This is a genomic window from Legionella sp. PC1000, from assembly GCF_014109805.1.
In the GTDB taxonomy this organism is placed as follows: Bacteria; Pseudomonadota; Gammaproteobacteria; order Legionellales; family Legionellaceae; genus Legionella; species Legionella resiliens.
Genome location: NZ_CP059400.1, coordinates 808,184 through 829,258, shown reverse-complemented (window position 1 = coordinate 829,258; position 21,075 = coordinate 808,184). Strand labels below are relative to the sequence as shown.

Below are 21,075 nucleotides of genomic sequence, written 5' to 3'. Positions count from 1 at the left end.
ATACTAACACCTCATATAGCCACCGGGCACAGAAACTACAGCCCCATTTAATTCTAATTCTGCAAGCTCACTAAGGACTTGCTCAACGGTGCATCCACTACGTAAAATGATCTGATCAACAGTTGTCATTTCAAAGCCAATGAACTTTACTAGGTTTTTATTCCCGCTGGCAAGAGGTAAAATAGCTTTATCAGCTGTTTGTTGTTCTGAATCAATCTGTAACTCCTCGAGAACATCAACAACTGAGGTAACTAATTTGGCTCCTTGCTGTAACAGGTAATGGCACCCTCGAGCCAGAGGATTGTGAATGGAGCCAGGGATTGCTAAAACATCCCGGTTTTGTTCCAAGGCCATTCGTGCTGTGATTAACGAACCACTTTTGATTGCCGACTCAACAACCAAAGTGCACAATGATAAACCACTTATTATACGATTTCTTCTAGGGAAATGTCCAGCGATCGGTGGACTTTTTAAGGAAAATTCGCTCACTAACAAACCATTTTGAGCAATTTGTTGCGATAATGCCTTATGCCGATGAGGGTATATTCGATCGATTCCCGTACCTAAAACCGCTATTGTTTGCCCTCCTGCCTCCAAACATCCTAGATGAGCCTGGGCGTCCACACCTAGTGCCAAGCCACTTACAATAGTAACGCCATGGGATGCGATTGCTTTTGCAAATTGCCGTGCGTTTTCACTCCCAGTTACAGTAGGATTGCGACTACCTACTACAGCTAATGTAGGTTGCTTTAAACAGGAAAGCTGTCCTTTTGCATATAAAACGATAGGAGGATCCGTAATTTCTTTCAATAAAGAGGGATACTCAGGCGAATCCCAAGTGAGTATATGATGATCGTCTGCAGCCTCCAACCAGCTGAGATCTTCTTGCACTAAGCTCAAATCAAAACCAGCTATCGTTTGTGCCAAAGCAGAGGGTAGACCTGCTTGTTCCAGCTCAACTGCTGAAAGCTGGAACATGTGTTGTAAATCAGGCCAACGCTTTTGTAGTTTGCCTGCCGTACGCGGCCCCACTCTTTCCATTCGGTTTAATGCGAGGTAACAGGATAAATTATTCATGGGTTGGCCACTAAATTTAATAAATATATAGGTCGGGTTGAGCGAACGATTAAAGCAAAACTGCTTTTAGTAAACACACGGAAAATCAAAACCTCGCCAACGCGTTCGGGAGGCAATCGAATAGGGTATAGTTTATTTTTGGGATCTCTGACTGTACGTGATTTTTTATAGATTGCCAGAACATCCCCTGCTTCGAGCCCATCTCGAGCACCTAAACTAACCACGACCACGCCGCCAATAGCCCCTTCGACACTCCCCCCAGACATGGCATTAGGCATATCAATAATAAATCCCTTGACACGGAATAGGGGCGCTTTGGGTACAAAATTCAAATTAAATTCAGAGCTATTATTAATCATTACACTATCTTCTACTTTAACTCCTTCATTAATGGTGGTTAATAAAATAGTGGCAGGCTCCCCCCCAGCAAGCAACTCCGCATTAGCTACCAAATTCGCTCGATATCCCAAAAGTTCTTTAGTTAGCGGATGTACATAATCTTTCCCGCCTCTAAAAACAGAATAGGCAGGAACTCCTCTTACAGGCAATACTCGTGAAGGATGCAATCCTTTGACATAAGCTTTATCCCCTTGCCCAGCCAACATGTGTTCTCCTATTAGAGATACAATGTAAGGAGCTCGATTGATAACATCTTGGTCCAATATAAGCGACTCATTTAAAAAAGGTTTAATCTCGTTTAAAGGAATTGCAGGAATGGGGTCATCTAAAGGTAAGGGACGAATATTGGGTGATAATTTTATGGTGCCATTCGATAGTACTTTGATATAGGGTCTGCTTCCAGAATAGGCTAGAATCAGAACTGCTCCCGGATATAAATGATGTGGATTTTTTATCTTTGGATTCGCCTGCCAAAGTTCCTTCCACTCCCAGGGATTATCTAAATAGCGACCTGCTATACCCCATAAAGTATCACCATGTTGAACCACATACCGCTCTGGGGCATCTGATTTTAAGCTCAAAGCATAATTCAAATTGGAGAAAAAAAAGAAGAATATAAGGAGAATAAATCTCATTAGAGTCAATCCTTTGTTGGAATATCTTGCAGCCTTACAATATATGAAGGATAATATTAGCATGATTTTTGTGTAGAGAACCAGATAAACAATGGCTATTCATCCAATTCTATATTTACCTGACCCTCGATTAAGAGCGGTTGCAAAACCTGTTGTTCATTTTGATGACAAATTGCAAATATTAATTGACGATATGTTTGAGACAATGTATGACGCTCGTGGCGTTGGTCTTGCTGCACCTCAAATTGGTATTAGCCTGCGTTTGTCGGTGATTGATATTGCAGGCGACAAACAGAATCAACTGGTGATTATCAATCCTGAAATCATTGCATCAGAGGGCGAAAACAAATTTGAAGAGGGCTGTCTTTCTGTTCCCGGAGCTTACGATACGGTTATACGTGCAGAAAAAGTTACAGTCAAGGCTTTGGATAGAAAGGGTAACTCTTATGAGATTAAAGCCGAAGGCTTGCTCGCTGAATGTTTGCAACATGAAATTGATCATATGAATGGTAAACTGTTTATTGATCTGCTTTCTCCATTAAAAAAAGCCATGGCTCGTAAAAAATTGGATAAATTTAAACGTCAACACGCACGTAAATAATGTCTGTGGTAGAACACAAAACTAAAAAGTAGTTTATTGTTAAATAATAAACTTTTATAAACTTCCTACGTACTGCGCTTTATGCGCCGGTATCCAGAACACTTTTTTGGGACACACTCCCGGGTTCTTTTTTAAAATAAGACCTCTGGATAAAAGTACGTAAGGTGAGAGCATTGCGGGGTATTTCTGAAATAATACACTGCATTTTTTTCACAGGCTTTTCATTCAAGACGCGTCTCTTAAAAGCGCTCCTTGTTCGAGGTGAGTAGTTATCATGAGTCGATTGAACATTGTTTTCGCTGGAACACCAGAATTTGGTTTGCCTTGCCTGAGTGCACTACTGCATTCAACACATCATATTCAAGCGATTTATACTCAGCCAGACCGTCCTGCTGGGCGCGGTCGAAAACTACATGCTTCTGCGGTGAAAGAATGGGCATTAAACCATCAAATCCCAGTCTATCAACCCTCCAACTTCAAAAATCCTGAAGCAATCGCAGAGCTTGCAGCATTCAAACCGGATGTCATCGTGGTTATCGCATATGGATTAATCTTGCCTAAAGCAGTTCTGGAAATTCCCCGCCTGGGCTGTATTAATGTGCATGCTTCCTTATTACCTCGTTGGCGTGGTGCCTCCCCCATTCAATCGGCCATTCTTCATGGCGATACAGAATCTGGGGTAACGATTATGCAAATGGATGCCGGCATGGATACCGGTGCGATGCTGCGTAAAATTACCTGTCCAATAAGTACATCAGAAACCGCACAAAGCTTGCATGACCGCCTGGCAGAAATCTCCGCACAACCCTTACTGCAAACCTTAGATGAATTAGCGGCTCAAACCGCAAAATCTGAAACTCAGAATAATGAATTAGCCACCTATGCCAGCAAAATTAACAAAGAAGATGCACACATTAACTGGCAGCAAACTGCAGTAGAAATCGATCGAAAAATTCGCGCATTCAATCCTTGGCCAATCGCTTACACACACTTAGGTGAAGAAATTTTGCGGATCCATCAAGCCAAAATAGTAGCCCTACCCTTTTCCCAAACACCGGGTACTATAGTCAGCATCGATAAAAAAGGGATGCTGATTGCCACCGGAGAGCAAGGTTTGCTCGTAGAACGAATCCAGCTTCCAGGCGCTAAAGTGATTTCCATAGCAGATTGGTTAAATTCCTCCAAATCACAGGTACACGCAGGATTTGTGTTTTCATGAACAAGAATGAACGACTGCATGCCTTAAAAATTTTAACTCGCCTACTCACTGAAAAATCATCCTTATCCCAACTCATGCCTGCATCAGCTGAAGTCGCCCCAATGACTAAAGAGATTTGCTTTGGCTTTTGTCGTCATTATTTTCGTTTACACGCTATAGCGGAATGCCTGCTGCAAAAAAAACCCAAAGAAGTGGATGTTTGGGTCGCGCTGCTTATCGGTCTTTATCAATTATACTATATGCAGCTACCCGATTATGCCGTAGTCAAAGAAACAGTTGCCTTACTTGAAAAAATCAAAAAACCATGGGCAAAAGGCTTGGTTAATGCTGTTTTGCGCAATTTTTGCCGTCAGCAAAAAGAAATTTTGGCACGTCTTAGTACTGATCCCTTATTCATTCATGGCCAACCCCAATGGTTACTGGAACGCTTGCAAGCAGATTGGCCTGATGACTGGCAATCCATCGCTCAAGCAAATGACATGCATCCCCCCATGACCTTAAGAGTTAACGTACAAAAAAATTCTGTTGCCGAATATTTACACGTTTTAAAGCGAGAAGGCATTGCTGCTGAACCTCATCCTGTAGCACCGGAAGGAATTAATTTAATTACGCCTTGCGACGTACGCCAACTCCCTGGTTTTGCAGAAGGATGTATTTCCGTTCAAGATGGTGCAGCACAATTAGCTGTTTCTTTATTGTCTTTAAAACCAGGGTTACGTCTTCTCGATGCCTGTTGTGCTCCTGGAGGAAAAACCTGCCATATTTTAGAAAAAGAACCTAATTTGTCGGCATGTATTGCTTTAGATGTTGATCCCAAGCGATTGAAACGTGTTCGAGAAAACTTAGACCGTCTTAATTTGCATGCAACATTAATAGATGGTGATGCTTTAGCTCCTGCCAAATGGTGGGACGGTCAACTTTTTGATCGTATTCTGCTGGATGCTCCTTGTTCTGCAACCGGTGTCATTCGACGCCATTCAGATATAAAATTATTACGTAACAGCGAAGAAATTGTTACTGTAACTAAAATCCAGAATAACATGCTCGATTGCTTATGGCCTTTGCTCACAAAAGGTGGTTTACTGGTTTACGCGACGTGTTCTGTGATGCCTGCCGAAAATGAGCAACAAATTGCAAATTTTGTTGCAACCCATCCAGACTGTACGATAATAAAAGAATACGGGATCAGTGGACATGCAACCAAGCATGGCCTGCAAATTTTACCCGGGGAACAAGGTATGGATGGATTTTTCTATGCTGTACTATTTAAGAGTAATTAACTCGTTTCCCATGTTAACTTGAACAGTTGGATTTGAGTGCAGGTTGTGAGAAAATTTTTCTAAGCAAGCGCAGCATACATCAGTATGTGAGCATTGATTGGCTGTTCACTGATTAGGCTGAGCGCTTATATTTAAGGATAATAAATGACAATCAATTGGCCGTTAATTATCGTTTTGTTCTGCTTATCCATCCCAGGTGTTGTCATTGCAATAAAACGATTAATTTATTTTTTATTACCAGATAATTCCGAAGAGCTAAAAAAACGGGCGAGTCGCTTCGCCATCTTGCAAACCCTATTTATGGTTTTGGTCCTGTGTATTGCAGGCGCTGTATTATCAAACACTACTGGCTTACATGCCACAATACTTGAAGAACTGTTACAGGGTACTGTAGGAATAAATGCATTACTTCCTATTTTATTACCTACTGTTTTGTATGCTTTTTTTGGATTGCTGGTGTTTTTGGTCCTTTACTATGGTGTTATTGCTCGCATCATGGATGAAAAAAACATGAAAATCATGACCAATCTACGCATGGCCCTTGGCCTCGATGGCTGTGTTCTTTATGGAGGTGTAGTAGAGGAAATCATAGCCCGATGGGGATTAATGAATCTTACTACCTTTTTCGCACTGCTCTTTACGAAACAATATCCTGTCTTAATCATTTGGATTTCAATTTTTATTAGTGGCTTGGTATTTGCAGTAAGCCAACTCCCCGCTTACCTCGCCGCCGGTTGTACCTCAAACCGTCGTTTTATTTATTCTCTAATTTTACTTAGCCTTTACCAATCTTTATTTTTTGGATATCTATTTTGGCAATATGGACTTATTGTAGCAATCCTTGCGCATATGTTGTTCCATTTAGGGTGGGCAGTATTTGATAATGTAAAAAAAACGTAAAGCCTATCCCTCTTAATCTTACCTTAACCTTGATCTTTTATCCTACAAGGGAATGAGTCAAAGTTAGGGGTAGGATATGTCTTCAAGTAATGAATTTGCTACGTTGGTAAATCAATTACACAGATCACCTAATGATCCTGTTTTAAAGCAAGCTGTGGTCCAACATTTACCTAAAATGATGGCTTTAGCTCAGGATAATCCTATGGCTTTATATCATTTAGCTCATATTTATCCACCAACATCTTCTCAGTACAAACAAACTATGCGCCAATCTGCTAATTTGGGGTGTACCAATGCAATGTTGGTGATGTGCCAAATATTGGGTAACTCAACGGAGCCTGACGATCTGAAAAAGGCAGCGCATTACGTAACGATGATTAATCGATCTGATGATTCATACATCAAAGAACAAGCGAAATTGCTCGTAGGTGAATATCCTCAATTAGAAAGAGCATTACAACACCAAGCGAAGCCCAATTTAAGTTACACTCTCGCTCAACGATTCTTTACACCACAAGAAAAAGAAGAATCACTGGAGCTTATGCAAACCGTAGCGTGCAAGTCCTGATTATCGTATTTGAAATCTAAAAAAACCGGAGCCTGGGTGAAACGAAGCAACCCAGGTAAAAGTTATTTAGTTTCTATTCAAATTGGATCCCTCCTACGCCCCGCGGACAAGCTCTGAGAGATGGTCACAAAAAGTGACCATCTCTCAGGCATAAAGCGCGGTACGTAGAGAAATTTAAAGCAGTACGTAGATAAACTTAAGTGGTACATGATAAATTCAAAAAACTGACGATCATTCAGGGTCTGTTTACATGCGGTATCGTCAGTTTTGAGAAACCTCCACTAAATTTTTCGCCTACGTACCCCCCCTTAATTTTTTCGCCTACCTACCGCGCTTTATGCGCGGTATCCAGGGGATCTTGCTAGAGAAATGCTCAGCGGCATCTTAAAATATCGTTCTGGATACCGCGCATAAAGCGCGGTACGTAGGAAAGCAGTACGTAGAGAAAACTTAAGTGGTACATGATAAATTTAAAAAACTGACGATCGTTCAGGGACAAGCTGCGGGGCGTAGGAGGAACGCTGACTGGTTTTTCAGCAATGCCTAGAAGATTGAAGCCTCGCAGGGAGGACAACCTTTTAGGCATAAGTGTAGAGAAACTTTAGAGGCACTTTACACAATCAAAAAACGAAAATTCTTTTGAATTTCATTCAAATCAAACTGATTCAAATACAAGGAAAAGCTCATCCATGCACTTAACGCTGCCAAATCTTGAAATGGAGGTGGAAGATAAACAGGATTAGTTAAAATCCCACGCTCTTTTAATTCGGTAAGTAAGGGTAAATCATCCAGTACCAATTTCCCGGTAAACAATAAGGGGATAGAGTCAACATGATTTCGACTGATCGCAAAACGGATGTAATTGTAAATTAATACAAAACCCTTAGCATAAGATAAATCTTTGGTAAAAGGTCCGCCCGTTGGCGTACTCCCCCTAAAGACACGTACCGATTGATTGTAACTGTCTTCTTCACTTAAACCGCATTCCATAAAATAATTATAAATATCCAGAAAGTTTGCCCCTTGCGTGACCATGTCTAGAGCAATCACGCGATTGGTAATCTTTAACATGCGGCTGGGGTATGAAGAAAATGTAACAACTTCCGTAATTACTGCCAAACCTTCTTGAATAACGCTGCTGGAAGGTGAGCCCTTGGAAAGAAAAAAACAATTGGGTTGCATCGAACCATTCAAGGTTGTTCCGACGTGCACCCAACCTTCATGTACTTCCAGATAACGAAGATCACGATCGCTGAACATTGCCTGTTGACTCAATTTAATGCTGTCCGCTCCAGCAGAAGCATCTGCGATCATATCGTCACTGACCATAACGGTTACTTTACCAGGATGCTTATCAAAAAACTGCCCTAAACGGGCTTGCAAAATTTCTTGAGCCTGTTGTGGTGTATAACGTTTTACATCAGCTTCAGACTGCAATTGAACACTAAGTCCGGTTAACACATCAAAGAGTAAAGTCCCCATTTCGGACATGCGTGGCCCGCCCGCATAGAACACATCGTTTGGGCTGCCATACAATTCCATTGCTAATTCAGAAAATGCAGGAGTACCTCGCACAGCGAGCATTTGTGTCGCTCGACTGTATTCTTCACACTGACGACGTATTAAACGAGTTAGGGTAGAATATTGTCCAAGTTGGTTTTGTGTATCGCGCAAAATAATACGAAACTCTTCTTGCTTGTCATGAACATCAAAAGGCAAAGGCTTTTTGCCGTAATATTCTTTATCAACAGCTGGAAGCTTTTTGCCTTTATTCTTAAAAAATTCCTTTTTTATTGTCTCATCCCATTTAATACTATCAAGAATCCTGATCTTGCGTTGCGCTTCCACAATACGCTGCGATAATTCCTGTATAATAAGCAACTCAGCTGATTCTGATGGTGTCATAATAAACCCCTTATGATACAGGTGGAGCCATACTTACCTGTGCATTCTGATTCTGTTGCGGCAAATCATAAAAACTACTGATATTTGTTCTCGTTAATGGCGGTGGAACTTCTAATGAGGGGCCATTACGACTACTGAGGTAAAGATGCTCACCATTACTGGCATAACGACTACACCCAGAGAACAAAAGCACAAAAAAAACAATAAAACTCAACTTTTTCACTTATATTAACTCCAAACTCTTCATTACCTTTTCCAATGGTTCATGATGTTCTTTAGATAAACGAGTTAACGGCATCCTTAATTCATTCTCCATTAACCCCATTCTGCTTGCTGCCCATTTTATTGCAATCGGATTTGTTTCAATAAACAATAATTCATATAGAGGCATTAGCTGTTCGTTTAAACGTAAACTTAAAGCATGATCACCATCTAAAGCTGAGTCGCATAACTTAGCCATTAATTTGGCAACCACATTAGCCGCTGCGGAAATATTTCCCTTAGCTCCAGACAACATCCAGGATGCAGCAGTAAAATCATCGCCACTAAATACATCGATGCTGCCTTCTGAAAGGCGTAAAATTTGTTGTAGCCGAGTCATCTGTCCCGTAGCGTCTTTTATTCCCACAATATTAGAAATCTTGGCAAGTCGCGCTACTGTTTCAGGCAACATATCACAAGCAGTTCGTGTTGGCACGTTATAAAGAATAATCGGTATGGCAACTGCTTTGGCTATTTGACTGTAATGCTGATACAAGCCTTCTTGAGTAGGTCTGATATAAGCAGGAGTCATAATTAATGCAGCGTGAGCTCCACATTCCATCGCTTCCTGGGTCAGTTGAATACAATCGCGTGTTGCATTCATAGCGGTACCTGCAATAACAGGAATTCGTTCTTTAGCCTGGTCTATTACTGTTTTTATAACCAACAGTTTTTCTTCGTGAGATAAAGTACCTGCTTCACCCGTAGAACCTGCCGCAACCAGAGCATGGCTACCCATCTCAATATGGAACTCAACCAACTCCCGTAAACACGGCACATCAACCTGATCATTTTTCATGGGAGTTAATAAAGCTACAATGCTTCCTTTAAACATAAGGTCCCCTATTTTTATAATTCTTATGTTAATACTACTGGAAAATGAAGGTCGGAGCAAAATCTGATATTTAAAAAAATGATTGTTAAAACAAATTATGTTCATTTATTTTGCATTAAATATTTTTTTTGTACTAAAATCATAGTGAAGATGAAGCAACCAGGATTTTCTTGTTATGAATATCTGCTTTATCAATGCAGGGATCCTGAAAACTATAAAAAGGAGTTCACTATGAAAAAAATTATCGCTCCCTTATTTTTTGCTGGTATATCGGCATTTATGCTGGGGGGTTGTACTGGTGCTCAAGTAGGTAGCGCTGCTGGTGGTGCTGCAGGAGCTGGTATAGGTTATGCTGCGACCGGAGGTAGTGCTGCAGGAACAATAATTGGCGCCGGAGCTGGAGCACTAGTAGGGAATGCAATTGGCCGAGAACAAGATAGACGATATTACTATCGTTCAGGTTACTATCCTAGTTACTATCGTTCTGGTTACTATCGTCCTTACTACTATTACTAATATCAATACAAATAAATACACCCTTAACCTCCAAAAGAGGTTAAGGGTTTTAAATTTTAATCAGTTAAGCCAAGTATATTTCATGTAAACGATAAAAATAAAAAATCTTAGTGAATAGAGGCAATATCAAATTTCCATTGCTATACTTTTATAAGAATTTTTAGATCAAGCGTAAGCGATTGATCATTCACTCAAAATAATACAAGGAATGTTAATCATGCGTTTAAAAAACAAAGTAGCAATAATCACCGGGGCTGCCAGTGGAATAGGTAAAGAAATCGCCTTGGTCTATGCAAAAGAAGGGGCTAAAGTTGCTATTGCTGATCTCAATCTGGAGCAAGCAAAGAGTGCAGCTGAAGAAATCAAGTCTAAGGGTGGAGAGGCTATGGCGGTTGCCATGAACGTCACCGATGAAAAAGAAGTTGATAAAGGCGTGGATGATGTTGCTAAATACTTTGGTGGCGTTGACGTTATGGTCAGCAATGCAGGGATACAAATTATTAGCCCTGTAGAACAATTGGCTTTTTCTGATTGGAAAAAATTAATATCCATTCAGTTGGACGGAGCTTTTTTAACAACACGCGCTGCATTAAAACATATGTATGCCTCCGGTAAAGGAGGAAGCATTATTTATATGGGATCAGTCCATTCCAAAGAAGCCTCTAAACTGAAAGCACCTTATGTCACTGCAAAGCATGGTTTGATTGGTTTATGTAAAGTAGTTGCCAAAGAAGGGGCAACCCATAATGTACGAGCCAACGTCATTTGCCCAGGTTTCGTACGCACGCCTCTAGTTGATAAACAAATTCCTGAACAAGCTAAAGAATTAGGAATCACTGAAGAACAAGTCATTAAGAATGTTATGCTTAAGGATACAGTGGATGGAGAGTTCACTACCACGGACGACGTAGCGCAAACTGCTTTATTTTTTGCTTCTTTCGAATCAAATGCCCTTACAGGTCAATCGTTAATTGTTAGTCATGGGTGGTTCATGGAGTAAATTCTATGGCTCGGACGAATAAAGCTAAACCCCAAAAACAGCGGCATCACCATATTGCCTGCTGTTTTCAAGGCGGAGGCGCTTTAGGCGCCTATCAAGTAGGTGTTTTGCATGCTCTTGATGAAGCAGGTTATGATCCAACTTGGTTTGCTGGCACCTCAATAGGCGCGATTAATGCTGCAATTGCAGCTGGAAATCCACCTAAAGAACGTGTTGAAAAAATGTATCAATTTTGGGAGAGCATTGCCACACCTTCTTTTATCGAGAGTACCCTTCTTCCCAACGATGATGAGAGTCGAAAGGTTGAACATTTCTTATCCGCACAATTCGCATTGCTTTTTGGCCAGCCAGGTTTCTTTGCACCTCGCTTTCCTCCTCTTCTTATGGGGTATTATGATGCTCCCGATAGCTTAAGTTTTTACGATACTAGAAATTTAAAATCTACTTTAGAACAATTTATCGATTTTGATCGCCTCAATTCTAAAGAAACCCGAATAAGCGTTGGCGCTGTTGAAATCTGTTCGGGAGAAATGGTGTATTTTGATTCACAAGAGACAAAAATAAGGCCAGAGCATATTATGGCAAGTGGTGCATTGCCTCCTGGTTTTCCCGCTGTTGAAATTGATGGAGAATATTATTGGGATGGCGGGATTTCCAGTAATTCCCCAGCAACTTACGTATTATCGGTAAATCGATGTCCCCGAAACTTACTGTGTTTCGCGATTCATTTATTTGACTCTTATGGTTTGTATCCTACTTCATTAGATGCGGTAATGAAACGCAAAAAAGATATAGAATATTCAAGTCGTTTTGCCCAGGCAGTTGAAATGTATCAACAGATTCATGCGTTAAAAAATACCATTCATATTCTTTCACGCTATGTTCCTAAAGAAGAACGAGATAATCCAGAGCTAAAACTTTGTATTGCGCGTGGGCATCAATCTACGATTTCTTTGGTGCGCTTTTTATATGAACACGATGAAACCGAGTTTTCTTCAAAAGATTATGAGTTTTCCAGAAAAAGTATTTCGGAACGCATAAAAAATGGCTATCTTGATGGACAAAAAGCCATAAAAAAATCCCCTTGGGACCAGCGCGTATCACAAACAACGGGTATTGCTGTATACGACATGGCTCCCAATAAACATTTAAAAGAGGAGTCTGCAAATGAATGAAGCAGAGGTAATAACGAATGCTTTTGCCATGCCACTCATCAGTCCATCTTATGTTGAATATTCTCTTGAACAGGTTGACATTAAAGGGGCGTGGCAAGGACCAGCTCAGTTGCAATTAGCACATTATGCCTTGGCTCCGGTAGCTAATCTGCCCATACGACGTAGAGTAAGCGGTATACATTTATTAACGGCTCTCACCTTATGGTCGTGTTGTTCACGATTATCTTAAATAAAGAATTTGAACGATTTAAAAGGACTTGGAGATCGAATATAAATGTTAATTCTAATAGGCTATATAATTATATTACTCTGTGTTTTTGGCGGGTTCGCGCTCGCTGGGGGTCATCTTGCGGCGGTTTTTCAACCCATAGAATTGCTTATCATTGCCGGAGCAGCAATCGGATCGCTTATTGTTGCCAACAGTGCTACGGTGTTAAAATCATTGTTAAAAGCATTACCTAAAGTTTTTCGAGGTGAAAAATCAGTTAAGGAAAATTCCAGTGATCTATTAGGCTTATTATACAATCTGTTGAATAAGTCGCGGCAACAAGGACTGATGTCCTTAGAAACAGATATCGAAAACCCCGAAGAAAGTCCTATTTTTAATGCTTATCCTGCGCTCATGAAAAAGCATCATATCATTGAGTTCATTTGCGATTACTTAAGATTGATCATTACTTCGAACATACAACCTTTTCAGCTCGAAGCGTTAATTGATATGGAAATTGAAACGCATCATGAAGAAGAAATGATCCCGGCAAATGCCTTAGCAAAACTCGCTGATGCCATGCCTGCTTTCGGTATTGTTGCTGCAGTCCTTGGCGTGGTGCATACGATGGAATCGATCAATTTACCGCCGCCCGAACTAGGAGTACTCATTGCTCATGCTCTTGTAGGAACCTTTTTAGGTATTTTAATTGGTTATGGATTTGTCGGTCCTGTAGCTTCAGCAATGGAACATCATGCCAATCAGACTCAATTGATGCTGCATTGTGTAAAAGCCACAATATTAGCGAGTCTGCACAATAATCCACCTATTATTGCTGTTGAATTTGGCCGTAAAGTTTTGTTTTCTGCCCAACGCCCTTCCTTCACCCAACTCAATGAAGAAATTAAAAACTCCAAACCAGCAGCATCCTCATCCAGTTCTGGAGAAAATTCTGCTGCTGAAGCTACACCGAGCTAATGAGGTTAGAGTATGAATGAAAACAGCGGTAAAGGAAAAACTGGTCCAACCCCTATAATTCGAAAAATAAAAAGGAATAAGCACAAACTGCATGGGGGATCATGGAAAATTGCTTTTGCAGATTTTGTTACCGCAATGATGGCTTTCTTTTTGTTGATGTGGTTGATTGCTTCACTAAATAAAGCACAAAAAGATGGAATTTCCGAGTATTTTAAACAACCCATGAAAATAACTTTTTTTGGTGGTGAAAATGTGGGTAATCAGCAAATTAATCTTAAGGGCGGCGGGCCTAATCTCAAAGATACCAATGGGCAAGTTTCTAAAACCGAGCTCTCATCTGCACCAAATAAAAAACCGCAAAACATTCAGGTAATTCAATCCACTGAAAATGAGACGCAAAAACTCGAAGAATTAAAATCAAAAATTAATTTAAGTATCCAACAAGATCCTTCTCTTTCTGGTTTAAAAAATCAATTAATCATGGAAGTAGTAAAAAATGGGTTACGCATTCAATTAATCGATAATCAGAAAAAACCCATGTTCGACGTGGGTTCAGACATACTTAACCCGGGGATGGAACCGATGTTTACACAGATCGCCAATCTACTTAAGACAGTTCCCAATAAAATTACCATTGAAGGACATACCGATGCCCACCCTTACCATAACCCAGATGAATTAGAATATACCAACTGGGAACTCTCCACCCAGAGAGCCAATGCCGCCCGTCGTGCTTTGATTAAAGCAGGCTTGGATCCCGATAAAGTGATTCGTGTATCCGGTTTCGGATCAACTTTGCTTCTGAATACCAAAGACCCTTTCAGTCCAGAAAATCGACGAATCAGCATCATCGTCATTAAAAAAGGAGCTGAAAAAGAAATGATGAAGACGAAATAACCGCAGCAATGTAGCCTGGGTGAAGCGAAGCGGAACCCGGGTTACGGCTTCGCCTGCACCCGGGCTATATGTATCGATGTGCAACGAACTCTAAGCAACGGAGGCGTTCAGCATCCATCGCGCTTTTTCATGAGCAGCAATACGCTCACTAAGTAATGCTACCGTTCCTTCATCATCATGTTCCTGAGCAAGTTTTACTGCTTTGTTTAAATCTTTAACCAAAATCCCATGATCCTGAGCCAACTCGCTCACCATTTGATTCGCATTAATATTGGAATTGCCGTCTTCAATTGTTTTTAATTGATTCAATACAGTAAAGGTAGCAGGCGCCTTATGTCCCAAAATTAAAATTCGCTCTGCAATTTCATCCACCGCTTCTGCCAATGCTCTATATTGCATTTCAAACAATTCATGCAAGCTTTTAAACTGAGCTCCCTTAACATGCCAGTGATAATTTTGTGTTTTAAGATATAAGGCATAGGTATCGGCCAAAACCACTTCCAACTTTTTAATTATTGCTTCCATCATTACTCCTGACTTTATAATTCCCCATCATTGTGGACGATACATTGCAAAAATTCCAGGGCTTGTTCCCATTTCCGCTAGGTTCCGTGAACCAATTTTCTAGCGCATCCATATAAGCGCTCCGGCCAAATGTAAGAACCCGGAAAAAGCGGTCGTTGTTTTATCAAAACGAGAAAAAACACGCCGAAAGTGTTTGATTTTGGAGAAAAAAGCTTCAACTAAAAACCGCTCTTTGTACTGCTCTTTATCGATTTTTCTTGGGTTCTTCGCATTCTTTTTTGACGGAATGGTTGCAATACAGCCTTGACTCTCCAGTGTGTCAACAAGTGCCTGTGAATCATATCCTTTATCTGCAAGAACTATCGTGTCACGCTGCTCCTTCAATAGCTCTGCTGCTTGAGTAATATCGTTTCGATGTCCCCCGGTCAGGATAAACTTAATCGGATTCCCCAGTCCATCCACCAAAGCGTGAATTTTAGTGGTAAAACCTCCTTTACTGCGCCCCAATGCCTGAGCATCATTCCCTTCCTTGTCGTAACCAGATGCACACGCATGCGCGCGCACTATGGTGGCATCAATCATGACGGCTTGATCATCAACATCGCTAACTGAAGACATTAAGCCAGTCCAAATGCCGCGATCTGACCACATTTTATATCGCTTGTGAATTTTACGCCAATGTCCGTAATAGGGCGGGAGCAGGCGCCATTGACAGCCTGTACGTAATACATACCAGACTCCTTCCACAAAGCATCTTGTCTTCTCATTATTCTTAATGTGCAATCCTTTTACTCCTTGCAGAAAAGAATAAATTGTATCCCAGACTCGTTCTGATATATTATTATACATGTAGGCAGTTCCATTAGTGTTGTTAACGATCGCAATCGAATTTCACTATAAAAACTGCCTACTTTTCAAGTAATTAAAAAAATTGGTTCACGGAACCTAGTCAATTGAATTTTTAATCAACGAATTAGGATTTATAATTAGTTTTTTATTCGGCAATTCTTCTGTGCTATACAACACTACCCCAATTGCCTGAAGGGCTTCATAATTCTTAACGACATTGCTTATTGTGTTAAAAGTTATTTTTTGTAACTATAAAGTTGGGGGTTCGTTAACTTATCGTTTGCTTGAGCCATCTTCATCTAACTGATGAATTTCATCTTACAACGGAGTGTCTGGTATGCATCTTAGGTTAAAAAAAGTCGCGATCTTTTGTTTTTCGGCAGCAATACTCCCTGCTTACTCAGGTGATATGGGGCCTGTACCTTATAAAAAGGAGCAGGGTTTTTATGGAGTGGGACTTGCCACCTACAATGCATTTGATTTTAACCGAGCAGAGACTGCTTCCTTTTTTTCTCCAAATGCAATTACTCCACCAGCGGCTTCTATAGGCGATAATTGGGGATACTCCTTAGGAGTTGGTTATCGTTTCAATCCTTTTTTCCGAACAGATTTTCGAGTGCAAGGACTGCCAGACATTCATTTCTCAGTTACAGATGATGGAAATGAAACAGCTCATGGACGTATTAACACCTACACCTATATGATCAATGGCTATTTATCTTACCCCCTGAATCAACGAATTGAGCCTTATCTCGGTGGCGGCGTAGGTGCAGCAACCTCAAAAACTAATACTATTTTTTGGCCCCTGGCGGTTCAACATGAATTTGGACGTACTATCACCCGCTTTGCATGGCAAGTTGGTGCAGGCAGTCTTTTTCGAGTGACGGAGCACTTAGACGTCGATATCAATTACAGTTATTTAACCATAGGTCAAACCACTAATAGCGGACAATACGATACCATAGCTTCAAACGGTGTCCCAGCCAATGGCGCTCCCACCAGGTTTTTGCGAGTCTACAGTAATCAATTGAGCTTTGGACTGAATTATCGCGTTTAGATTAATTGCTACTAATAACTCGTAATTAGACAAATCTAAGCTGCGTATATCCCATATATAAATCAGAAATCCAGTAATAAAAAACCCGCCATCAAGGCGGGTTTTTAAAGGAATAGGAACGAGAGAGGCTTACATCATGCCGCCCATGCCTCCCATACCGCCCATTCCGCCCATGCCGCCCATATCACCAGCAGCTTCATCTTTCTTTGGTAAATCAGCAATCATGCACTCAGTAGTCAGCATCAAACTTGCTACAGAAGCAGCATTTTGTAATGCCATGCGAGTTACTTTAGTAGGATCCAAAATACCCATGTCAACCATGTCACCAAACTCACCAGTGGCAGCATTGAAACCATAGTTGTCTTTGTTTTCAGATACTTTGTTTACAATGACAGAAGCTTCATAACCTGCGTTTGATACGATCTGGCGCATTGGCGCTTCAATAGCACGACGCAGAATGTTGATACCCATGTTTTGGTCGTCATTGTCGCCTTTCAAAGAATCCAGAGCTTTTTGTGCACGAATTAAAGCAACACCACCACCCGCTACAATACCTTCTTCTACTGCAGCACGAGTAGCATGTAATGCATCTTCAACACGAGCTTTCTTCTCTTTCATTTCCACTTCAGTAGCAGCACCCACTTTGATAACCGCAACACCGCCAGAAAGTTTAGCAACACGCTCTTGTAATTTCTCACGATCGTAATCAGAAGTAGTTTCTTCGATTTGAGCACGAATCTGAGCAATACGGCCATTGATTTCAGCAGCTTTACCTTCACCATCAATAATCGTGGTGTTTTCTTTGGTTACTACGATACGTTTTGCAGTACCCAAATCTTCTAAAGTAGCAGCTTCTAAGCTCTTACCAATTTCTTCAGAAATTACTTCGCCACGAGTCAGAATTGCGATGTCTTGCAACATTGCTTTACGACGATCACCAAAACCAGGAGCTTTAACAGCGCATACTTTAACGATACCACGCATGTTGTTTACAACCAGAGTTGCTAAAGCTTCACCTTCAACATCTTCAGCAATAATCAATAATGGACGGCCTGATTTTGCAACGCCTTCCAATACAGACAACATGTCACGAATGCTGGAGATTTTCTTGTCAACCAATAGAATATATGGATGCTCAAGCTCGCAAGTCATGTTTTGTTGGTTGTTGATGAAGTATGGAGAAATATAACCACGATCAAACTGCATCCCTTCAACAACAGATAATTCATTTTCAAGACCATTACCGTCTTCAACAGTAATAACGCCTTCTTTACCTACTTTATCCATTGCACTGGCAATAATAGAACCAATTGCTTCATCAGAGTTAGCAGAAATAGTACCTACTTGAGCAATTGCTTTATTGTCTTTGCAAGGCTTAGACATTGATTGTAATTTTTTGGTGATTGCAGTTACCGCTTTGTCAATACCGCGTTTCAAATCCATAGGATTCATGCCAGCAGCAATTGCTTTATAACCTTCAACCACAATCGCACGAGCCAATACAGTAGCGGTAGTAGTACCATCTCCAGCAGTATCAGAAGTTTTAGAAGCAACTTCTTTAACCATTTGAGCGCCCATATTCATGAAGCGTTGGTCAAATTCGATTTCTTTAGCTACAGACACACCGTCTTTAGTTACAGTAGGTGCACCATAAGCTTTTTCTAATACTACATTTCGTCCACGTGGACCCATGGTTACTTGTACTGCATCCGCTAATGCATTAACACCAGCTAACATTTGTAGACGCGCATCGTCACCAAAACGTAATTCTTTAGCCATTATCTCTCTCTCCTAATGAAACGATTACTTCTCAATTACACCCATGATGTCGTCTTCACGCATCACAACCACTTCTTTACCGTCGATTTTCACTTCGGTACCTGAGTATTTACCAAACAGAACGATATCACCCACTTTTACTGCCAAAGCACGAACGTCACCATTGTCTAATATCTTACCCGCACCAATAGCAATGATTTCACCGCGCATTGGTTTTTCAGTAGCGCTATCTGGAATAACAATACCACCCGCTGTGGTACGCTCTTCTTCCATACGACGAACAACAACTCGATCGTGTAAAGGACGAATTTTCATACTTTTATCTCCTGATTAATTAAACTTTAAAGTCAATTTGCAATGTTACTGACTGTCATATGGGGACAAGACAAAGAGTTTCAAGGGTAAAAATAAAAAAAAATTTTAGTTTTAATTTTATTCATACCCCATGATGTTCTGATATAGTTACATATATAAATTTACTCCTCTGTATTATAAAGGTTTTCAGAATGAGAAAATGGTTTTTACTATTATTTTGTTATATAACTACATTTGCTCTACATGCAAACCCACTTCCTGCTGCAGAAGTATTTCGTGTTAATGTAAACAAAATTGATCCCAATACTTTTGCCATCAATTTCGAGGTAAAACCTAATTACTTTCTTTATAGTGATCGCATTAAATTAACAACAAATACAAACGGTACAATTCACTTAGGCCCTTTGCGTTTCCCACCGACAGAACACAAAGTTGACAAACAAGGACATAAGTATACTGTTTATCGCAACCAAGTTTCCATTCCTGTTGGAATTTTAGGGAATAATCCAGGACAAGCCTTAATTGATTTGCATTACCAGGGATGTTCTGATGATGGTTTTTGCTATGCCCCAGAAACGAAAACAATTCAGCTCACCATAGATGAAGGTTTGGCTTTAGCGGAAGTAAGTCTGGAGGGACCTTCAAGCACCCAGACAGCAGACACTGAAGAATCACAAAATGACAGCGTCACTAAAATCTTTTTAAGCCACAATTGGTTCCTGATTCTGCTTACCTTTTATGGTTTTGGTTTGCTTTTATCATTCACCCCATGCATTTTGCCCATGGTCCCTGTTTTATCCGGGATTATTATTGGGCATGGTAAGGAAATTACCACAAGCAAAGCCTTTTTTCTCTCATTAAGTTATGTACTGAGCATGTCCATTACCTATTCAATCATCGGTGCAGTAGTGGCCTTGCTTGGAGCCAATCTGCAAATTAGTATGCAATCTCCCTGGTCCATTGGGATATTTAGTCTAATTTTTATTCTATTAGGCTTATCCATGTTTGGATTTTATGAATTCAAATTACCGCATTCTTGGCAGGCGAAAATACACGGTTCCAGTAATCGACGAGGCGGCCACTATCTTGGGGCTGCAGTCATGGGCTGCTTATCTACTTTAATCCTTTCACCTTGTGTTACTGCTCCATTAATTGGAGTATTAACCTATATTGCCCAAAGTGGAAATGTTCTTTTAGGATGCCTGACTTTGTTCGTTTTAGGTTTGGGGATGGGCACACCATTACTTCTCATCGGTACTTCCGCAGGTAGATGGTTGCCGGAGACAGGCAGCTGGATGAATACCATCAAGGCACTGTTTGGCATTTTTTTTATTGCTGCTGCCATTGAGCTTATTTCTCGAATAGCCCCTCCATTAGTCAGCATGATCTTATGGGCATGCTTACTTATTTTTTCAGGAATTTACAGTGGTGCTCTTACGTATTCTGCAACGCATCGCGAAAAATTCAACCAAGGAGTGGGACTTATTCTACTCGTCTATGGATTCTTGATTTTGGTAGGTGCCAGCATGGGTGCAACAAATCCCTTGCAACCCTTAACAATCCAATCAGCAAACGCTGCCCCGGCCAAAACACAGAAAGAACAAAATTTAAGCACTATAAAGCAAGCAATCGCTAATGCTCAGGGCAAACCGGTAATGCTTGATTTTTATGCCGATTGGTGTACATCCTGCAAGGTGATGGATGCAACTACATTTAAAGATCCTCGTGTACAAGAGGCCTTAGCACGTTTTAGCGTAATTAAAATTGATGTCACAAAAAATAATGCTGACGATAAAGCGCTACTTAATTATTTCCATGTTGTAGCCCCACCCACTTTTATATTTTTAGATGCTCAAGGCAATGAGATCAAGGGGCTCAAACTGGTTGGTGAAATTTCTGCAAGTAAATTTTTAAACACTTTAAAAAAGATAGACTAGAAGTGAATCCATAGACTAAATTTTTTTTATGTTCTTAGATACGTTATGTTAAATTACTGGAACGCCACATATATAGTTCCATATTTTTTACTGCAAGAATATCAACGTAGAGTCCAAATGCGATAGAGCAGTATTGCCACATTGGGGGATCAATAGAAT

The 21,075-nt window shown here is 40.6% G+C and carries 22 protein-coding genes; 13 read left to right on the top strand and 9 right to left on the bottom strand.

Annotated features, from left to right (window positions below):
* Positions 1–3: 3 nt before the first annotated feature.
* Positions 4–1,077 (bottom strand): DNA-processing protein DprA, encoded by a 1,074-nt coding sequence (dprA, locus tag FOLKNPGA_RS03590; protein WP_182351786.1) that lies wholly within the window; start codon positions 1,075–1,077, stop codon positions 4–6.
* On the bottom strand, positions 1,074–2,111 hold the full coding sequence (locus FOLKNPGA_RS03585; RefSeq protein WP_182351785.1) for a LysM peptidoglycan-binding domain-containing protein: 1,038 nt from the start codon (positions 2,109–2,111) through the stop codon (positions 1,074–1,076). Before FOLKNPGA_RS03585 ends, dprA begins: the two co-directional genes overlap by 4 nt.
* A 91-nt stretch (positions 2,112–2,202) precedes the next feature.
* On the opposite strand from FOLKNPGA_RS03585, the gene def reads away from it, so the two are divergent.
* From def to FOLKNPGA_RS03560, 5 genes are all read left to right on the top strand, one after another.
* On the top strand, positions 2,203–2,712 hold the full coding sequence (gene def / locus FOLKNPGA_RS03580; RefSeq protein ID WP_182351784.1) for a peptide deformylase: 510 nt from the start codon (positions 2,203–2,205) through the stop codon (positions 2,710–2,712).
* 274 nt (positions 2,713–2,986) lie between these two features.
* Positions 2,987–3,931, top strand: a complete 945-nt coding sequence (gene fmt, locus FOLKNPGA_RS03575) for a methionyl-tRNA formyltransferase (RefSeq protein WP_182351783.1) — start codon at positions 2,987–2,989, stop codon at positions 3,929–3,931.
* Positions 3,928–5,211 carry a 16S rRNA (cytosine(967)-C(5))-methyltransferase RsmB gene (gene rsmB, locus FOLKNPGA_RS03570; RefSeq protein ID WP_182351782.1) on the top strand — a complete coding sequence of 428 codons (1,284 nt, stop codon included), beginning with the start codon at positions 3,928–3,930 and terminating at the stop codon, positions 5,209–5,211. Before fmt ends, rsmB begins: the two co-directional genes overlap by 4 nt.
* 144 nt (positions 5,212–5,355) lie before the next feature.
* A complete protein-coding gene (locus FOLKNPGA_RS03565; protein ID WP_182351781.1) occupies positions 5,356–6,111 on the top strand; it encodes a CPBP family glutamic-type intramembrane protease in 756 nt (251 codons plus the stop codon).
* A 76-nt stretch (positions 6,112–6,187) separates the two neighbouring features.
* Positions 6,188–6,679 carry a hypothetical protein gene (locus FOLKNPGA_RS03560; RefSeq protein ID WP_182351780.1) on the top strand — a complete coding sequence of 164 codons (492 nt, stop codon included), beginning with the start codon at positions 6,188–6,190 and terminating at the stop codon, positions 6,677–6,679.
* A gap of 612 nt (positions 6,680–7,291) precedes the next feature.
* On the opposite strand, the gene FOLKNPGA_RS03555 is transcribed toward FOLKNPGA_RS03560, so the two are convergent.
* From FOLKNPGA_RS03555 to dapA, 3 genes are read right to left on the bottom strand one after another with little or no spacing between them, the layout of a single operon-like run.
* On the bottom strand, positions 7,292–8,584 hold the full coding sequence (locus FOLKNPGA_RS03555; protein ID WP_182351779.1) for a flavohemoglobin expression-modulating QEGLA motif protein: 1,293 nt from the start codon (positions 8,582–8,584) through the stop codon (positions 7,292–7,294).
* Positions 8,585–8,594: 10 nt separating this feature from the next.
* Entirely contained in the window at positions 8,595–8,807 is a 213-nt protein-coding gene (locus tag FOLKNPGA_RS03550; RefSeq protein ID WP_182351778.1) for a hypothetical protein, read from the bottom strand.
* Positions 8,808–9,680 (bottom strand): 4-hydroxy-tetrahydrodipicolinate synthase, encoded by an 873-nt coding sequence (gene dapA / locus FOLKNPGA_RS03545; protein WP_182351777.1) that lies wholly within the window; start codon positions 9,678–9,680, stop codon positions 8,808–8,810.
* A 231-nt stretch (positions 9,681–9,911) separates the two neighbouring features.
* Here dapA and FOLKNPGA_RS03540 point away from each other — a divergent pair, with 231 nt between their 5' ends.
* The 6 genes from FOLKNPGA_RS03540 to motB all read left to right on the top strand — a co-directional run bounded on the left by FOLKNPGA_RS03540 (position 9,912) and on the right by motB (position 14,454).
* Entirely contained in the window at positions 9,912–10,196 is a 285-nt protein-coding gene (locus FOLKNPGA_RS03540; RefSeq protein WP_182351776.1) for a glycine zipper domain-containing protein, read from the top strand.
* Positions 10,197–10,413: 217 nt separating this feature from the next.
* Positions 10,414–11,196 carry a 3-hydroxybutyrate dehydrogenase gene (locus FOLKNPGA_RS03535; protein WP_182351775.1) on the top strand — a complete coding sequence of 261 codons (783 nt, stop codon included), beginning with the start codon at positions 10,414–10,416 and terminating at the stop codon, positions 11,194–11,196.
* Between the two features lie 5 nt (positions 11,197–11,201).
* Entirely contained in the window at positions 11,202–12,371 is a 1,170-nt protein-coding gene (locus FOLKNPGA_RS03530; protein ID WP_182351774.1) for a patatin-like phospholipase family protein, read from the top strand.
* Entirely contained in the window at positions 12,364–12,600 is a 237-nt protein-coding gene (locus tag FOLKNPGA_RS03525) for an acetoacetate decarboxylase family protein (protein WP_232890550.1), read from the top strand. The genes FOLKNPGA_RS03530 and FOLKNPGA_RS03525 overlap by 8 nt, the downstream gene beginning before the upstream one ends.
* Before the next feature lie 45 nt (positions 12,601–12,645).
* Positions 12,646–13,557, top strand: coding sequence for a flagellar motor stator protein MotA (gene motA, locus FOLKNPGA_RS03520; protein ID WP_182351773.1), 912 nt, complete (start codon positions 12,646–12,648; stop codon positions 13,555–13,557).
* A gap of 12 nt (positions 13,558–13,569) precedes the next feature.
* Entirely contained in the window at positions 13,570–14,454 is an 885-nt protein-coding gene (motB, locus tag FOLKNPGA_RS03515; protein WP_182351772.1) for a flagellar motor protein MotB, read from the top strand.
* 90 nt (positions 14,455–14,544) lie between these two features.
* Here the strand turns inward: motB and FOLKNPGA_RS03510 are convergent, their stop codons facing one another.
* Both FOLKNPGA_RS03510 and FOLKNPGA_RS03505 read right to left on the bottom strand, forming a co-directional pair.
* On the bottom strand, positions 14,545–14,979 hold the full coding sequence (locus FOLKNPGA_RS03510; RefSeq protein ID WP_182352748.1) for a Dps family protein: 435 nt from the start codon (positions 14,977–14,979) through the stop codon (positions 14,545–14,547).
* A 99-nt stretch (positions 14,980–15,078) separates the two neighbouring features.
* Positions 15,079–15,828: an IS5 family transposase gene (locus tag FOLKNPGA_RS03505; protein WP_058441825.1), complete on the bottom strand. Its 750-nt coding sequence runs from the start codon at positions 15,826–15,828 to the stop codon at positions 15,079–15,081.
* Positions 15,829–16,165: 337 nt separating this feature from the next.
* Between FOLKNPGA_RS03505 and FOLKNPGA_RS03500 the strand changes: the two genes are divergently transcribed.
* Complete coding sequence (locus tag FOLKNPGA_RS03500; RefSeq protein WP_182351771.1) at positions 16,166–16,885, top strand: outer membrane protein; 720 nt, start codon at positions 16,166–16,168, stop codon at positions 16,883–16,885.
* A gap of 129 nt (positions 16,886–17,014) precedes the next feature.
* Here the strand turns inward: FOLKNPGA_RS03500 and groL are convergent, their stop codons facing one another.
* Positions 17,015–18,664 (bottom strand): chaperonin GroEL, encoded by a 1,650-nt coding sequence (gene groL, locus FOLKNPGA_RS03495; RefSeq protein ID WP_182351770.1) that lies wholly within the window; start codon positions 18,662–18,664, stop codon positions 17,015–17,017.
* 24 nt (positions 18,665–18,688) lie between these two features.
* Positions 18,689–18,979 (bottom strand): co-chaperone GroES, encoded by a 291-nt coding sequence (gene groES / locus FOLKNPGA_RS03490; protein WP_019234809.1) that lies wholly within the window; start codon positions 18,977–18,979, stop codon positions 18,689–18,691.
* Positions 18,980–19,170: 191 nt separating this feature from the next.
* Here groES and dsbD point away from each other — a divergent pair, with 191 nt between their 5' ends.
* Entirely contained in the window at positions 19,171–20,916 is a 1,746-nt protein-coding gene (gene dsbD, locus FOLKNPGA_RS03485; RefSeq protein ID WP_182351769.1) for a protein-disulfide reductase DsbD, read from the top strand.
* Positions 20,917–21,075: the final 159 nt, after the last annotated feature.